This window comes from Desulfonauticus submarinus (assembly GCF_900104045.1).
GTDB classification, from domain to species: Bacteria; Desulfobacterota; Desulfovibrionia; order Desulfovibrionales; family Desulfonatronovibrionaceae; genus Desulfonauticus; species Desulfonauticus submarinus.
Genome location: NZ_FNIN01000019.1, coordinates 1 through 15,770, shown reverse-complemented (window position 1 = coordinate 15,770; position 15,770 = coordinate 1). Strand labels below are relative to the sequence as shown.

The 15,770-nt window shown below is 38.7% G+C and carries 14 protein-coding genes and 1 tRNA gene; all 15 read right to left on the bottom strand.

Annotation, left to right across the window (positions count from 1 at the left end):
- Positions 1 to 350: GTP-binding protein (locus tag BLP60_RS10345; RefSeq protein ID WP_200779132.1), on the bottom strand; the 350-nt coding region annotated here is incomplete at its 3' end.
- 1 nt (position 351) lies between these two features.
- Entirely contained in the window at positions 352 to 2,433 is a 2,082-nt protein-coding gene (fusA, locus tag BLP60_RS10340) for an elongation factor G (RefSeq protein ID WP_092066702.1), read from the bottom strand.
- A gap of 8 nt (positions 2,434 to 2,441) precedes the next feature.
- Entirely contained in the window at positions 2,442 to 2,912 is a 471-nt protein-coding gene (gene rpsG, locus BLP60_RS10335; RefSeq protein WP_092066700.1) for a 30S ribosomal protein S7, read from the bottom strand.
- A gap of 19 nt (positions 2,913 to 2,931) precedes the next feature.
- Positions 2,932 to 3,303, bottom strand: coding sequence for a 30S ribosomal protein S12 (gene rpsL, locus BLP60_RS10330; RefSeq protein WP_092066698.1), 372 nt, complete (start codon positions 3,301 to 3,303; stop codon positions 2,932 to 2,934).
- 75 nt (positions 3,304 to 3,378) lie between these two features.
- Positions 3,379 to 7,536: a DNA-directed RNA polymerase subunit beta' gene (rpoC, locus tag BLP60_RS10325; RefSeq protein ID WP_092066696.1), complete on the bottom strand. Its 4,158-nt coding sequence runs from the start codon at positions 7,534 to 7,536 to the stop codon at positions 3,379 to 3,381.
- A gap of 51 nt (positions 7,537 to 7,587) precedes the next feature.
- A complete protein-coding gene (rpoB, locus tag BLP60_RS10320; protein WP_092066694.1) occupies positions 7,588 to 11,703 on the bottom strand; it encodes a DNA-directed RNA polymerase subunit beta in 4,116 nt (1,371 codons plus the stop codon).
- Between the two features lie 149 nt (positions 11,704 to 11,852).
- Positions 11,853 to 12,242 (bottom strand): 50S ribosomal protein L7/L12, encoded by a 390-nt coding sequence (gene rplL / locus BLP60_RS10315; protein WP_092066692.1) that lies wholly within the window; start codon positions 12,240 to 12,242, stop codon positions 11,853 to 11,855.
- 40 nt (positions 12,243 to 12,282) lie between these two features.
- The gene (gene rplJ, locus BLP60_RS10310) at positions 12,283 to 12,807 is read right to left on the bottom strand and encodes a 50S ribosomal protein L10 (protein ID WP_092066690.1); all 525 of its coding nucleotides are present in this window, start codon (positions 12,805 to 12,807) and stop codon (positions 12,283 to 12,285) included.
- Between the two features lie 118 nt (positions 12,808 to 12,925).
- Positions 12,926 to 13,630, bottom strand: coding sequence for a 50S ribosomal protein L1 (gene rplA / locus BLP60_RS10305; RefSeq protein WP_092066688.1), 705 nt, complete (start codon positions 13,628 to 13,630; stop codon positions 12,926 to 12,928).
- A 21-nt stretch (positions 13,631 to 13,651) separates the two neighbouring features.
- Positions 13,652 to 14,077, bottom strand: a complete 426-nt coding sequence (gene rplK / locus BLP60_RS10300; protein WP_092066686.1) for a 50S ribosomal protein L11 — start codon at positions 14,075 to 14,077, stop codon at positions 13,652 to 13,654.
- Between the two features lie 18 nt (positions 14,078 to 14,095).
- Positions 14,096 to 14,635, bottom strand: coding sequence for a transcription termination/antitermination protein NusG (gene nusG / locus BLP60_RS10295; protein WP_092066684.1), 540 nt, complete (start codon positions 14,633 to 14,635; stop codon positions 14,096 to 14,098).
- A 22-nt stretch (positions 14,636 to 14,657) separates the two neighbouring features.
- Positions 14,658 to 14,891 carry a preprotein translocase subunit SecE gene (gene secE / locus BLP60_RS10290; protein ID WP_092066682.1) on the bottom strand — a complete coding sequence of 78 codons (234 nt, stop codon included), beginning with the start codon at positions 14,889 to 14,891 and terminating at the stop codon, positions 14,658 to 14,660.
- A 19-nt stretch (positions 14,892 to 14,910) separates the two neighbouring features.
- A tRNA-Trp gene (locus BLP60_RS10285) sits at positions 14,911 to 14,987 on the bottom strand.
- Between the two features lie 15 nt (positions 14,988 to 15,002).
- Positions 15,003 to 15,152, bottom strand: coding sequence for a 50S ribosomal protein L33 (gene rpmG, locus BLP60_RS10280; protein ID WP_092066680.1), 150 nt, complete (start codon positions 15,150 to 15,152; stop codon positions 15,003 to 15,005).
- An 11-nt stretch (positions 15,153 to 15,163) separates the two neighbouring features.
- Positions 15,164 to 15,770 (bottom strand): EF-Tu C-terminal domain-related protein (locus BLP60_RS10275; RefSeq protein ID WP_252393354.1); only part of this gene is annotated, 607 nt, incomplete at its 5' end.

The window sequence follows — 15,770 nt, the reverse complement described above, 5'->3', positions numbered from 1 at the left end:
CTTGTCTGAGGCATAGGACCATCTGTAGCCGCTACCACCAATATCGCCCCATCCATCTGAGCTGCTCCCGTTATCATATTCTTAATATAATCAGCATGCCCAGGACAATCTACATGCGCATAATGACGCTTGTCCGTCTCATACTCAACATGCGCTGTCGCTATCGTTATACCCCTCTCTCGCTCCTCCGGAGCCTTGTCTATCTCATCAAACGGAATATACTCCGCCTCACCCTTCATCGCTAATATCTTCGTTATCGCAGCCGTCAACGTCGTCTTACCATGATCTATATGACCTATCGTACCAATATTTACATGCGGCTTCTTCCGCTCAAACTTTGCCTTGCCCATCTCATACCCCCTGTCTTGCCTTTAAAATTTCCTCGGCAATATTTGCCGGTACCTTTTCATAATGATCAAACTTCATTGTGTAAGTTGCTCGACCCTGTGTTTTAGAACGCAAATCCGTTGCATAACCAAACATATTACTTAATGGTACATGGGCCCTTACTATTTGGATACCCATCCTAGGCTCCAAGCCGATTACCTTCCCTCGGCGACCATTTAAATCTCCCATAACATCGCCCAAATACTCTTCTGGAGTCAATACTTCTATATACATAATAGGTTCTAAAATCACCGCTCCTGCCTTTTTACAGGCATCCTTAATAGCCATAGAACCTGCAATATAAAAAGCCTGCTCAGAAGAATCTACTTCATGATAGGAACCAAAGACTAAATTCACGCGCACATCTACAATAGGATACCCAGCCAAAACTCCACCTTTTAAACCATCAACTATACCCTTTTCTACTGCAGGAATATACTCTTTTGGAATCACTCCACCTACAATAGAATTTACAAACTCAAAACCACCTCCAGGCTCCAAAGGCTCAACCTCTATTACTACATGACCATACTGACCGCGACCACCAGATTGTTTAATATACTTACTCTCCTGCTTAACAGGTTTAGTAATAGTTTCCCTATAAGCAACTTGAGGCTTGCCAACATTTGCCTCAACCTTAAACTCCCTGGTTAAACGATCTACAATAATCTCCAAATGCAATTCACCCATGCCTGCAATCAAAGTTTGGCCTGTCTCTTCATCTGTATACACCCTAAAAGACGGGTCTTCTTTGGCCAACTTCTGCAAGGCATTACTTAAATTATCCCTATCATTCTGGGTTTTAGGTTCTATAGCCACCTGAATAACAGGCTCTGGGAATTCAATAGACTCCAAAAGAACAGGACGTTCTGGCGCACACAATGTATCTCCTGTAGCTGTGTCTTTTAATCCTACCGCTGCTACAATATCACCCGCATACGCCTCTTTTATTTCCTCTCGCTTATTAGCATGCATTTTTAATAATCGTCCAATGCGCTCTTTTTTCCCAGAGGTAGCATTAAGCACTGTCATGCCAGACTTAATAAAACCAGAATAAATCCTTAAAAAAGTTAAGTGCCCTACATAAGGATCTGTCATTAATTTAAAAGCCAACGCGCTCAAAGGTTCCTCATCTTTAGGAGGACACACCACTTCTTCTCCTGTCTGAGGATCTTTTCCCCTTATAGCTTCAACATCCACAGGAGAAGGAAGATAGTCAACTACTGCGTCTAGCAGCGGTTGAACACCTTTGTTTTTAAAAGCCGCGCCACACAAAACAGGACAGATATTTAAATTAATGGTTGCCTTACGAACCGCCTTTTTTATCTCTTCTGGTTCTAATTCCTCTCCACTTAGATATTTTTCCAGAAGCTCTTCATCCTCTTCAGCAATAGCTTCCACCATCACTAAACGCCACTCTTCTGCTTCTTCCTTCAGTTCATCGGGGATATCAGTATATTCATACTTCTTACCCAAGGTCTGATCATCAAAAATCATGGCCTTACCTTCTATAAGATCCACTACCCCCTTGAAATAATCTTCCTTTCCAATAGGAATCTGGAGAGGCACAGGTTTTGCCTTGAGCCGATTTTTTATCATATCAACCACTCTATAAAAATCAGCTCCAACCCTGTCCATTTTATTTACAAAGGCGATTCTTGGGACACGATATCTATCGGCTTGACGCCATACAGTTTCAGATTGAGGCTCTACTCCACCTACTGCACAAAACACAGCAATTGCCCCATCCAAAACCCTAAGCGCCCTTTCCACCTCTATAGTAAAATCTACATGACCTGGTGTATCAATAATATTGATGCGATGATTTTTCCAAAAACAAGTTGTTGCTGCAGAGGTAATAGTAATTCCTCGCTCCTGTTCTTGAACCATCCAGTCCATAACAGCTTCGCCATCATGGACCTCTCCAATCTTATGAGAAACACCTGTATAAAACAGAATTCTTTCTGTTGTTGTAGTTTTGCCCGCATCAATGTGGGCCATAATCCCTATATTTCTCTGTTTTTCTATACTAACCTGTCTTCCCACTTTCTCACCTACCAACGATAGTGAGCAAAAGCCTTATTAGCCTCTGCCATTCTATGTGTATCTTCTTTCTTCTTAATTGCGCCGCCTCGATTATTAAAGGCATCATAAAACTCTGCAGCCAACTTTTTTACCATACCTTTCTCACCTCTGGCTCTCGCATACTGCACCAACCACCGAATAGCCAATGCTTGCTGCCTATCAGGCCTTACCTCTACAGGCACTTGATAATTAGCACCACCTACGCGCCTACTCTTTACCTCTAATTGAGGCTTTACATTCTCAACTACCTGCTCAAAAGCCTTTAGAGGTTCTTGATCTACCCTTTTAGCAAACTCTTGAACAGCTTGATAAAAAATCTTTTCAGCAACACTCTTTTTACCATCTTTCATCAAAGAATTAATAAACTTTGTAACCAACTTGCTCCCATAAATGGGATCAGGCAATACTTCTCTTTTTGGAACAGGTCCTTTACGTGGCATAAAGTCAACTCCCTATATCTTATTTAGGCTTCTTTGCCCCATAACGTGATCTACTCTTACGTCTTTGTTCTACCCCAGCTGTATCTAGCGCCCCTCGAATAATGCGGTATCTAATACCAGGCAAGTCTTTAACACGACCACCCTGAACCAAAACTACAGAGTGTTCTTGCAAATTATGCCCTTCACCAGGGATATATGTAGTTACTTCTATTCCATTAGTAAGCCTAACTCTTGCTACTTTTCTTAAAGCAGAGTTGGGCTTTTTAGGTGTAGTAGTATATACTCTTACACACACCCCTCTTTTTTGAGGACATCCCTGTAGAGCTGGAGTTTTCTTTCTCTTTTCTACTTTTTTCCTTGCTTTTCTTACCAATTGATTAATAGTGGGCATACTCCCTCTCCTTTTATAGTTCGCGGAAACTTCGGACAAGTATTGAAATCTTGTCCTCTTGTCAAGAGTTACGTTCTAATCTTTTAAAAAAGGTTCATCCTCTAATTCTTTCAAAAACTTATCAGGATCTTCTTCTTGGTCTGGGACATTTATATTTGTCCTCAAGTAAGCCCTATAACCAGATCCTGCAGGTATTAACCTACCTACAATAACATTTTCTTTTAATCCCCTTAACCAATCAACTTTTCCTTGGAGAGCAGCTTCAGTAAGAACTTTTGTTGTCTCTTGGAAAGAAGCTGCTGAAATAAATGATTCTGTGGTTAATGAGGCTTGGGTGATACCTAAAACCGTTGGTTCTGCAATAGCAGGCTTCAAACCTTTGCGAATACATCTAGCATTCACTTCCATAAATTTGTGTTTTTCAACCTGTTCTCCTAGCAAAAACCCAGTATCTCCTGGATCAGTCACTGTAACCCTTTTTAACATTTGCCTTACAATAATTTCGATATGTTTATCATTTATATGAACTCCCTGACAACGATAAACATCCTGAATCTCTTCAACCAAATACTTGGCTAAGTATTTCTCTCCTTTAATCTTTAAAATATCATGCAGGTCAGGATTACCTTCAGTAATCTTTTCTCCTGCTTCTACAAAATCTCCCTCTTGTACAGTAATATGTTTGCCTTTTGGTATAATGTATTCTTTTGGGTCTCCAGCTTCAGGCGTAATAATAACTTTTCTTTTACCTTTTTGGTCTGGCCCAAAAGAAACATACCCATCAATTTCTGAAATTACTGCCAAATCTTTTGGTTTTCGGACCTCAAAAAGTTCAGCAACCCTTGGCAAACCACCAACAATATCTTTAGTCTTAGAAGATTCACGAGGTTTACGAGCAATTACATCTCCAGGTTGGACCTCATCGCCTTCTCGGACCATTAAAATAGCACCTACAGGCAATACAAATACTGCATCCATACTAGAGCCTGGACGCTTTTTAGGATTGCCATCTTCATCACAAACAGAAATACTAGGCCTATAATTGGTAGAGCGATACTCAATAATAGTCTGTGTAGCCTTTTTCGTAGTATCATCTACCTTCTCTTGATAGGTTTTTCCCTCGATAATATCTGTAAGTTTAATATATCCACCTACATCTGTAATAAACGGCTCATTAAATGGATCCCATTCAGCTAGTATCTGTCCTTTTTTTACCTCCTCCCCATCTTTCACATATAGTTTGGCTCCAGTAGGCAAAAAGTATTTTTCCCTTTCTCGTCCCTGTTCATCTACAATTTTCACTTGCCCACTCTTACCTAAAACCATCAGCTCGCCATTTCGATTTTCAACTGTCCGCACTCTAGAAAAAATCACTTTTCCTTTATTTTGTGCTGAAATACTAGATTGCTCAATTTCCTTAGAAGCTGTTCCACCTATATGGAACGTTCTCATAGTAAGCTGAGTTCCTGGTTCTCCAATAGACTGAGCAGCAATAATACCTACAGCTTCACCTACATTTACCAAATGTCCTCTAGCAAGATCTCTTCCATAACATAAAGCACACACACCGAATTTTGTCTTACATGTTAAAACAGAACGAATCGTCACACTATTAATTCCAGCTTCATCAATCATCTTTGCTTTTCTTTCATCTATCATCTCATTTGCAGCTACAATTACCTCTCCAGTTTCAGGATGAAGCACATCATACATTGCAATTCGACCCAAAATTCGTTCACTCAATCGCTCACTTATCTCTCCGCCTTTTACTAAATGTGTAATTTCAAGACCATCTACTGTTCCACAATCATGCTCAGTAACCACAACATCCTGCACTACATCTACTAAACGACGAGTCAAGTATCCAGAGTTTGCTGTTTTTAACGCTGTATCAGCCAAACCTTTTCTAGCTCCATGGGTAGAGGTAAAATACTGGAGAACAGTTAATCCTTCTCTAAAACATGCCGTAATAGGTGTTTCAATAATCTCACCAGAAGGCTTTGCCATAAGACCACGCATACCCGCAAGCTGTCTCATCTGATCTTTGTTTCCTCGAGCTCCAGAATTAGCCATCATAAAAATCGGATTTAAACTGATATTCTCTTCTTCTTTACCTGTTTTTGGATCCCTTCTAACTTCTTTAGAAAGACCTTCCATCATCTCTGTCGCAACATCTTGAGTGGCTTTTGTCCAAACATCGACTACCTTATTATACTTTTCCGTCCTAGTAATAATTCCATCCCGGTATTGAGCCTCAATCTCCCTTACAGCCTCTTGAGCTTTACGCAATATCTCCTCTTTTTTTTCAGGAATCTTCAAATCCTTAAGCCCAATAGTAACTCCTGCTCTAGTTGCATACTCAAAACCTAAATTCTTTAACCTATCACACAGAATTACAGTAGCCTTTGTCCCTGCTAAACGGTAAGTCTCGCCTACTAACCTAGCAATATTCTTTTTAGAAAGTAAGCAGTTAACTAAATCAAATGGCACTCCTTCTGGTAAAAGTTCCCCTACTAATACTCGACCAGGAGTTGTTTTAACCAATTTCCCATTAATCCGTACCTTAACCCGAGCATGTAAGCTAATACACCCTGCATCAACAGCAGCAATAACTTCATCTGGTTCAGAAAAGGCTTTTCCTTCTCCTGGTTCAAAAGAACGCTCTACAGTTAAATAATACAAACCTAAAACAATATCTTGAGTGGGTACAATAATAGGAGATCCATTGGCTGGCGACAGAATATTGTTAGTAGACATTATAAGTACCCTACACTCTACTTGTGCCTCTATTGAAAGAGGGACATGCACAGCCATTTGGTCTCCATCAAAGTCAGCATTATAAGCTGTACATACCAAAGGATGAAGTTGAATAGCTTTTCCTTCTACCAATATAGGCTCAAATGCTTGAATTCCTAATCTGTGCAAAGTAGGAGCTCGGTTTAAAAGTATAGGATATTCTCTTACAACTTCTTCTAAAACTTCCCAAACAGCCACATCTTGCCGCTCAACCATTTTTTTAGCACTTTTTATAGTACTAGCATAACCTTTCTCTTCTAGTTTAGCATAAACAAAGGGTTTAAATAACTCCAAGGCCATTATCTTTGGCAAACCACATTGGTGTAACTTTAATTTAGGGCCAACCACGATTACAGAACGACCAGAATAATCCACACGCTTACCCAAAAGATTTTGCCTAAAACGGCCTTGTTTGCCCTTTATCATATCACTTAACGATTTTAAGGGCCTTCCGTTAGTGCCTGTGATAGCTCTTCCTCTTCGTCCATTATCAAATAGTGCATCCACTGCTTCTTGCAGCATTCTCTTTTCATTACGAATAATAATATCAGGAGCTCCTAGCTCTAACAATCTTCTTAAACGATTATTTCTGTTTATAACTCTCCGATAAAGATCATTTAAATCTGAAGTAGCAAATCTACCACCTTCAAGCGGCACAAGAGGTCTAAGCTCTGGAGGAATTACAGGAATAACTTCTAAAATCATCCACTCAGGTCTATTCCCAGAATCTATAAATGCTTCTACAATTTTTAATTGTTTAGCTATTTTTTTCTTTTTAGTCTGAGAATTAGTACCCAAAGCTTCTTCTCTTAGCTTATCTCTTAACTCTTCTAAATTTAATTCCTCTAATAAAAATTTAATTGCTTCTGCTCCAATGCCAACCTTTACTGCATCCTCGCCATAATGTTCTAGAACCTGCCAATATTGCTCTTCTGTTAAAAGTTGCTTCTTCTTTAAATTACTAGGTCCTGGATCAAGTACTATATAAGAGTCGAAATAAATCACCTTTTCAAGTTCAGACATTGTTAGATTAAGCAAAGTACCTATTTTAGACGGTAAACTTTTTACAAACCAAATATGAGAAACTGGAGCAGCTAGTTCAATATGGCCCATTCTCACACGCCTAACCTTAGAAGAAATAACTTCTACTCCACACTTTTCACAAACAATACCTCTATGTTTCATCCGTTTATATTTACCACAATTACACTCATAATCCTTTACTGGGCCAAAAATCTTTGCACAAAACAAACCATCTCTTTCTGGTTTAAATGTTCTGTAATTAATTGTTTCTGGTTTTTTAACTTCACCATAAGACCATTCTCTAATCTTTTCCGGTGAAGCTATTTTTATTTTAATACCTTTTAACTCATGACTTGAAATCTGAGAGATATCTTCTTCCAAGCTAACCTGGGAATAAAGATCATCCAATGTCATATTATATCCCCTTTAATTTAAAATTGTAGAGGTCAAAAATTCTTCCACCAGTTAGTGAAACCTTTTCTTTGTTTTTTTCTTTTTGCGCTTCTCATCTAAAATTAATTGAACATCTAAGGCCAATGAACGCAATTCTTTAACCAAGACATTAAAAGACTCTGGAAGTCCACTTTCTAAAAAGTTATCATTTTTAACAATCTTCTCATACATTTTTACTCTACCTGTCACATCATCAGACTTCACAGTTAAAAACTCTTGCAACAAATAGGCAGCCCCGTATGCTTCAATAGCCCACACTTCCATCTCTCCTAATCTCTGACCACCAAACTGGGCTTTTCCTCCCAAAGGTTGTTGAGTAACTAAAGAATATGGGCCAGTAGATCTAGCATGAATCTTCTCATCCACTAAGTGATGGAGTTTCAACATATACATATATCCAACAGTAATTTTGTTAGCAAAAGGTTCTCCTGTTCTACCATCATAAAGCAATGCCTTACCATCATCACTTAACTTTGCCTTAGCAAACCACTCCCAAATCTCATCTTCTTTTGCCCCATCAAAAACAGGACATTTGCAGATAATTCCATCTTTTAAATTTCTTACAGCCTCAACAAACTCTTCATCTGAAAGTTCATCAATTAAGTTATTAATCTCCTCAGACTTAAATACTTCTTTTACTTCTTTGCGCAAAACTTGCACATCTACTCTATCTTCTAACATCTTAGCTAGTTGCTGTCCTAATTCTTTGGCAGCCCAGCCAAGATGAGTTTCCATAATTTGTCCAATATTCATACGTGAAGGTACACCCAAAGGATTTAATACAATATCTACAGGAGTACCATCTGGGAAAAATGGCATATCTTCTTCTGGCAAAATACAGGAAACAACTCCCTTATTCCCATGTCGACCAGCCATCTTATCACCAACACTAAGTTTTCTCTTTACAGCAATATACACCTTTACCATCTTCAATACACCAGGAGGCAAATCATCTCCCTCTGTAACCTTTGAACGCTTTTGTTCATAAATATTTTTTATAAATCTAACCTGGTTGTCATAAGCATTTAGAATATCTTGAACATCTTCATTCACTTCTTTACTTACAAAAACGCCTGCTAACTTCTTTACAGGCAATTTATCTAAAATTTCTCGCGAAATAGGTTTGTTAGCTTCTGCCAAAACCTCACTTTTCTTTGTTCCTTTTAAAGACACCGCCAAACGTTTACCTTTTATCACTTCCCATAATCTGTCTCTAACTTGAGCAGTTAACGCCTTAATATGTTTAGCCTCTCTATCATCAAGCTTTGCCAACTGCATCTCTTCAATAGCTTTGGATCTTGCATCCTTTTCACTAGAGCGACGGTTAAACACCCGTACATTTATTACTGTACCTTCAATACCAGGTGGAACTTTAAGAGAAGTATTCTTAACATCTCTGGCTTTATCTCCAAAAATGGCTCGCAACAATCTTTCTTCTGGAGTAAGTTGTGTTTCTCCTTTAGGAGTAATCTTACCTACCAAAATATCATCTGGCTTCACATAGGCCCCTATTCTAATAATCCCACTATCATCTAAATTCTTCAACATTTCCTCACTAACATTGGGGATATCGCGTGTAATTTCTTCAGGACCAAGCTTAGTATCTCTAGCAACCACTTCAAACTCTTCTATATGGACCGAAGTATAAACATCTTCCTTAACTACTCGTTCTGAAATTAAAATAGAATCTTCATAGTTAAATCCACACCAAGGCATAAAGGCTACTAATAAATTTTTACCCAGAGCCAACTCTCCTTCTAAAATAGCTGGGCCATCTGCTAACACTTCGCCTTTTTTCACCTTTTGACCAGGCAACACACGTGGACGTTGAGTAAAACAACTATTCTGATTGGACTTATGAAATTTTTGCAACTCATAATTTACTGTACCACAACTCTCAGGATACAAAGATTGATCATCATAAGACACAACAATCCTCTCTGCATCCACATAACGGACAATACCATCACCCTCTGCCAAAAGACACATACCAGAATCTCTAGCTACAACCCCTTCCATACCTGTTCCCACCAAAGGAAGCTCTGGCCTGAGCAATGGCACAGCCTGCCTTTGCATGTTAGAGCCCATCAGTGCCCGGTTCGCATCATCATGTTCTAAAAATGGAATCAAAGAAGAAGATACAGAAACTATCTGACTTGGGGAAATATCCATTAAAGTAACTTCTTCTGGCTTGACCATTGCAAATTCACCATCAACTCGAGCAGAAACTAAATCGTGAGTAAAACGTCCATTTTCATCTGTAGGAGCATTAGCTTGAGCAATCACATGACCTTTTTCAGCAAAAGCATCTAAGTAAACTATCTCATCTGTAACTTGACCATTTTTTACAACCTTATAGGGGATCTCTATAAAACCAAAATCGTTTACTCTAGCATAAGTAGTTAAAGAAACTATAAGACCAATATTAGGTCCTTCTGGAGTTTCAATAGGACAAATCCTTCCATAATGACTAGGATGCACGTCTCTAACTTCAAAACCAGCTCTATCTCTGCTAAGACCTCCAGGACCAAGAGCAGATAGTCTTCTCTTGTGCGTAATTTCAGAAAGAGGATTCGTCTGATCCATAAACTGAGAAAGCTGGGAAGTTCCAAAAAATTCCTTTAGCACCGCGCTAACAGGCTTTGGGTTAATAAGATCATGAGGCATTAAAGTAGCAACTTCTTGCAAGCTCATCCTTTCCTTAATTGCGCGCTCCATCCGAACTAAACCAATTCTAAACTGGTTTTCTACCAACTCTCCAACAGGACGAACTCTTCTATTACCTAGATGATCAATATCATCTCCAGGAGCATGAGTATCTTTTAAAGTTAAAAGATGTTTTACAACTCTTAAAATATCTTCATTAGAAAGAGTTCTATAATCTAAAGGTAAATCCAAACCTAAACGAGTATTAAGTTTATATCTTCCTACTGGAGACAAATCATAATAATCTGGGTTGCGAAAAAGATTATCAAAGAAAGTTGCTGCGATTTCTGGTGTAGGAGGCGCACTAGGACGCAAACGTTTATATATCTCAATCTGGGCTTCCAGAGGATCTTCAACTTTATCCAATTGAAGTGTATCTCGAATAGAAGAAGACACTTCTAAACCTGTAGTATATAAAACTTTAATTTCTCTGATTCCTTTTTCTAATATAATATCTACTATTTCAGGATGTAAGGCATCACCAGCTGAAGCCAAAACTTCTCCTGTTTCAGAATCAATTAAGTCTTCTGCAAGAAACTGGGTATAGAGTAAATTCATATCTAACTCTATTCTATCAATACCAGCATCAACAATCTGCTTCCAAGCTCTTTTAGTTATAGGTCTTCCTTCTTGCACTAAAACCTTACCGTCTTTATCCACTATATCACTAACAGCCAATTCCTTACGATATTTTGTTTTATCTATAAGTCTAAAAACCTTTCCATTTTCAAAAATCAACGTTTCTTTTTCATAAAAATAATCTAAAATTTCCTGTTTACTAAGTCCAATAGCTTTTAAAAGCAAAGTAGCAGGCATTTTCCGCCTACGATCAATACGAACATACAAAATATCTTTATGGTCAAACTCAAAGTCTAACCAAGAACCTCGCATAGGTATAATCCGAGAACTATAAAGAACCTTACCGCTAGAATGAGACTTTCCACCATCATGCTCAAAAATAACTCCAGGAGAACGTTGCAATTGGTTGACTATAACTCTCTCTGTCCCATTAACAATAAAAGTAGCTCGCGGAGTCATTAACGGAATGGTCCCAAAATATATATCTTGCTCCTTAATATCACGAATAGTTCGACTACCTGTCTCCTCATCTACATCATAAACTACTAACCTTACCTTAATTCTCAATGGAGCTTCATAGGTAAGCCCCTTGGCAATACATTCCTCCACATCATATTTAGGCTTGCCAAGTTCATAACTAATAAACTCTAACGTAGCAGTCTTATTAAAATCCTCAATAGGAAAAACAGAACGGAAAACACCTTCTAATCCTTTTTCCTGTCTCGCCTCTGGCGGAACATCGGCTTGTAAAAAATCCTCATAGGATTTTAATTGTAATGAAAGAAGATGTGGTACAGGAAGGTCACACTTTATTCTTCCAAACTTTTTTACCAATCGGACCATTTTTGCCTCACATTTTTTTAATATTTTAGGTAGGTTACAACAAAGATTAGTCTTGAACAAAAAAATAAAAAGGTTTAGAGAGCGCAATATCCCTTGCGCTCCCTAAACAAAAATCTCTCACAAAAATTTAAAAACTTACAAATAAAGTATTACTTAAGTTCAACAGTGGCACCAGCTTCTTCAAGCTGTTTTTTAGCCTCTTCTGCTTCTTCCTTAGAAACACCCTCTTTAATAACTGAAGGAAGCTCATCAACTTTAGCTTTAGCTTCCTTTAATCCTAAGTTAGTTAAGGCACGTACAGCCTTAATTACTGCAATTTTGTTACCACCTACTTCTTTTAACACAACATCAAACTCAGTTTTTTCCTCAGCAGCAGCCTCACCACCAGCAGCTGCACCAGGTACAGCAGCCACAGCAGCTACAGGAGCAGCTGCACTTACACCAAATTTATCTTCTAATTCCTTAATAAACTCTGCAAGCTCCAACACTGTCATGTTGGAAATAAATTCAATTACTTGCTCTTTTGTAATCTCAGCCATTCTCTATTTCCTCCTTAAGTTTTTTAAAGCTTTGGCTCTTTTAAGCTTCCTGCTCTTTCTTATCTTTAATAGCATTTAAAGCATACAGGAAGTTTCTAAGTAAATTTGCAAACAAGCATACAAAGTTTGTTGGCACAGCATTCATTGTCCCTAATAATTTAGCCAACAATTCATCTTTGCTCGGGAGTTCTGCCAAAGATTTAAGGGCATCTGATTCTAAAAACTTACCCTCTAATGAGGCAAATTTTACCTCAAACTTTTTATTCTTCTTGGCATACTCCACTATGACCTTTGCTGCCACTACTGGATCGTCTGAACCAAAAACAACAGCACAGTTATCTTTGAATCTTGGGGCTAACTCTTTGTGCTGAGTTTTCTCAAAAGCGATCCTTGCTAAAGTGTTTTTAACTACCTTGTAGTCTACACTTTGCTCTCTGAGCTTAACTCTAAGCTCAGTCATTTCCTCTACAGTGAGGCCCTTAAAATCAGTGACAATGGCAATGGCACTCTGCTCTGCTTTTTCTTGAAGCTCTTGAATAATCTTTGCCTTTTGTTCTCTCTTCACTGCACCACCTCTTTCTTATAACTTAAGAGCCAAAGCGGTCTCGACAGGCTAATTAAGGCCTAGTTGGCCCCCTGTTGTCTTTGACTCTTGTTTAAACTTAAGGAATATTCCTTAAGTTTTAATCTAATAATGTCCTAATCTCTACAGGATCTACCTTTACCCCTGGGCCCATTGTGGTAGATACTGCCATTCCTCTAAAATAAAGTCCCTTTGCAGATGCAGGTTTTAGTCTTTGCAAGGTCTCAATTAAAGCCTTAATATTTTCTAAAATTTTCTCAGGGCCAAAAGATACTTTACCCACCGAAGCATGAACTATTCCAGCCTTATCAACTTTAAACTCCACTCTTCCTGCTTTTAGTTCTTTTACTGCTTGAGCAACATCAAAAGTAACTGTTCCTGTTTTAGCATTAGGCATAAGCCCTCTTGGACCCAAAATACGTCCAATTTTACCCACAAGTCCCATCATGTCAGGAGTAGCTACAGCCTTATCAAATTCAAGCCAACCAGACTTAATCTTCTCAATCAAATCTTCTCCACCTACAAAGTCAGCTCCTGCTTCCTTGGCTTCCATTTCTTTTTCACCTTTACAAAATACTAAAACCTTTACCTCTTTGCCTGTCCCATGGGGTAAGGTTACAGCTCCTCTAACCATCTGATCTGAATACTTCGGATTGACACCTAATTTTACAGCTACGTCTACACTTTCATCAAAGTTAGCATATGCTGTTTCTAATGCTAACTTTACTGCCTCTTCTGGCGAATATTTCTTAGTGGCATCAATCTTCTTTTTAGCTTCTATATATTTTTTTCCTCTCTTGGGCATGGCTTTCTCATCCTCTTTAGGTTATTTTACAACTTCAATTCCCATACTTCTAGCAGTACCCATAATGGTACGCATTGCAGCATCCAAATCCTTTGCAGTAAGGTCTGGCATTTTTACCTTTGCAATCTCCTCTATCTGGGCCATAGTTACTTTGCCTACTTTATTTTTATTAGGCTCCCCAGAACCTTTATCTATTTTCGCGGCTTTAAGTAAAAGAACCGAGGCTGGAGGAGTCTTTGTAATAAACGTAAAAGACCTGTCTTGATAAACAGTAATAATAACAGGAATAATCATCCCCTTTTGGTCCTGAGTTTTGGCATTAAATGCCTTGCAAAACTCCATAATATTTACACCATGCTGACCTAATGCAGGACCTACAGGTGGAGATGGATTAGCAGCTCCAGCAGGAATTTGTAACTTTATTTTTGCCATAACTTTTTTGGCCATATCTAACTACCTCGTATATCAACTTTTTGAAACTTGAACAAAATCCAACTCTACAGGAGTCGGTCTACCAAATATAGAAACAATTACCTTAAGTTTCCCTTTATCATAATTAACATCATCAACAATACCATTAAAATTAGCAAACGGGCCATCAATAACTCTAACTTCATCTCCTTTTTCAAAATGAAATTTTGGACGTGGCTGTTCTTGTCTTTGCTCAACTGTTTGGATAATACGCTCTGCCTCAGCATCACTTAACGGTATTGGCCGGGTTTTACTGCCCACAAATCCTGTAACCCTTGGAATAGACTGAACCATATACCAAGATTCATCATTAAAAATCATTTTAACTAAAACATATCCTGGGAAAAATTTCCTTGTAGAGGTCTTTTTCTGCCCCCGAACTAACTCTATAACCTTTTCTGTTGGCACTAAGACATCTTTAATGTATCCCTTATCCTGGCCTGTACGCATCATCTCTTTTAATGTCTGCTCAACTCTCTGCTCATACCCAGAATATGTGTGCACAATATACCATCTGGCTTTTGGTTCTTCCATTTGCCCCACTCTTTAAATCTTTTTAAGACAAAATCCAGGCTACAACTTTAGCCAAAGTTACATCTACCAAACTTAAAAACAAAGACAGCACCACTACTAAAATAACTACTGCTAAAGTGGTAACCATGGTTTCCTTTTGAGTAGGCCACACAACTTTTTTCAATTCTCCCTTGGCCTGCTCCCAAAAAACCTTTATTTTTTCAAGCCACGCCTGAAAACCCGTCTTTTCCTCAACTATTTTTTTCTTTTTGGCCATATTTTCTCTCAACAAAAAATGGCAGGCCAGGAGGGATTCGAACCCCCAACACCCGGATTTGGAGTCCGGTGCTCTAGCCGTTAGAGCTACTGGCCTGCACGTTAACACACCCTACTTTGTCTCTTTATGTAGGGTATGTTTTTTACAAAACGGACAATACTTCTTTAATTCCAACTTACTCGGATTATTCTTTTTATTTTTAGTTGTAGAATAATTCCTTCTCTTACACTCTGTGCAGGCTAACAAAATATTAATTCGCATTTTATTTTACCCTACTCCAATATATCTGTGACTACGCCAGCGCCTACTGTCCTTCCACCTTCACGAATCGCAAACCTCAATCCCTTCTCCATCGCTACTGGCGCTATTAACTCTACCTCAAACGTAGTATTATCTCCAGGCATTACCATCTCTACTCCCTCTGCCAATGTCACCACTCCCGTAACATCCGTAGTCCTAAAATAAAACTGAGGCCTATATCCACTAAAAAATGGAGTATGACGTCCTCCCTCTTCCTTCGTCAATATATATACCTCTGCCTTAAACTTACGATGCGGCGTTATACTACCTGGCGCTGCCAATACCTGACCTCGCTCTACCTCATCTCGCTTAACTCCCCTCAACAATACTCCTACATTATCTCCTGCCTGACCCTGATCCAATACCTTACGAAACATCTCTACTCCAGTACAAACCGTCTTCTGCGTCTCCTTAAATCCTACTATCTCTACCTCATCTCCTACCTTGATTATTCCTCGCTCAACCCTACCTGTTACTACCGTACCACGACCAGATATACTAAATACATCCTCTATCGGCATCAAAAATGGCTTATCTATATCACGCTTAGGCTCTGGTATATACTCATCACAAGCATCC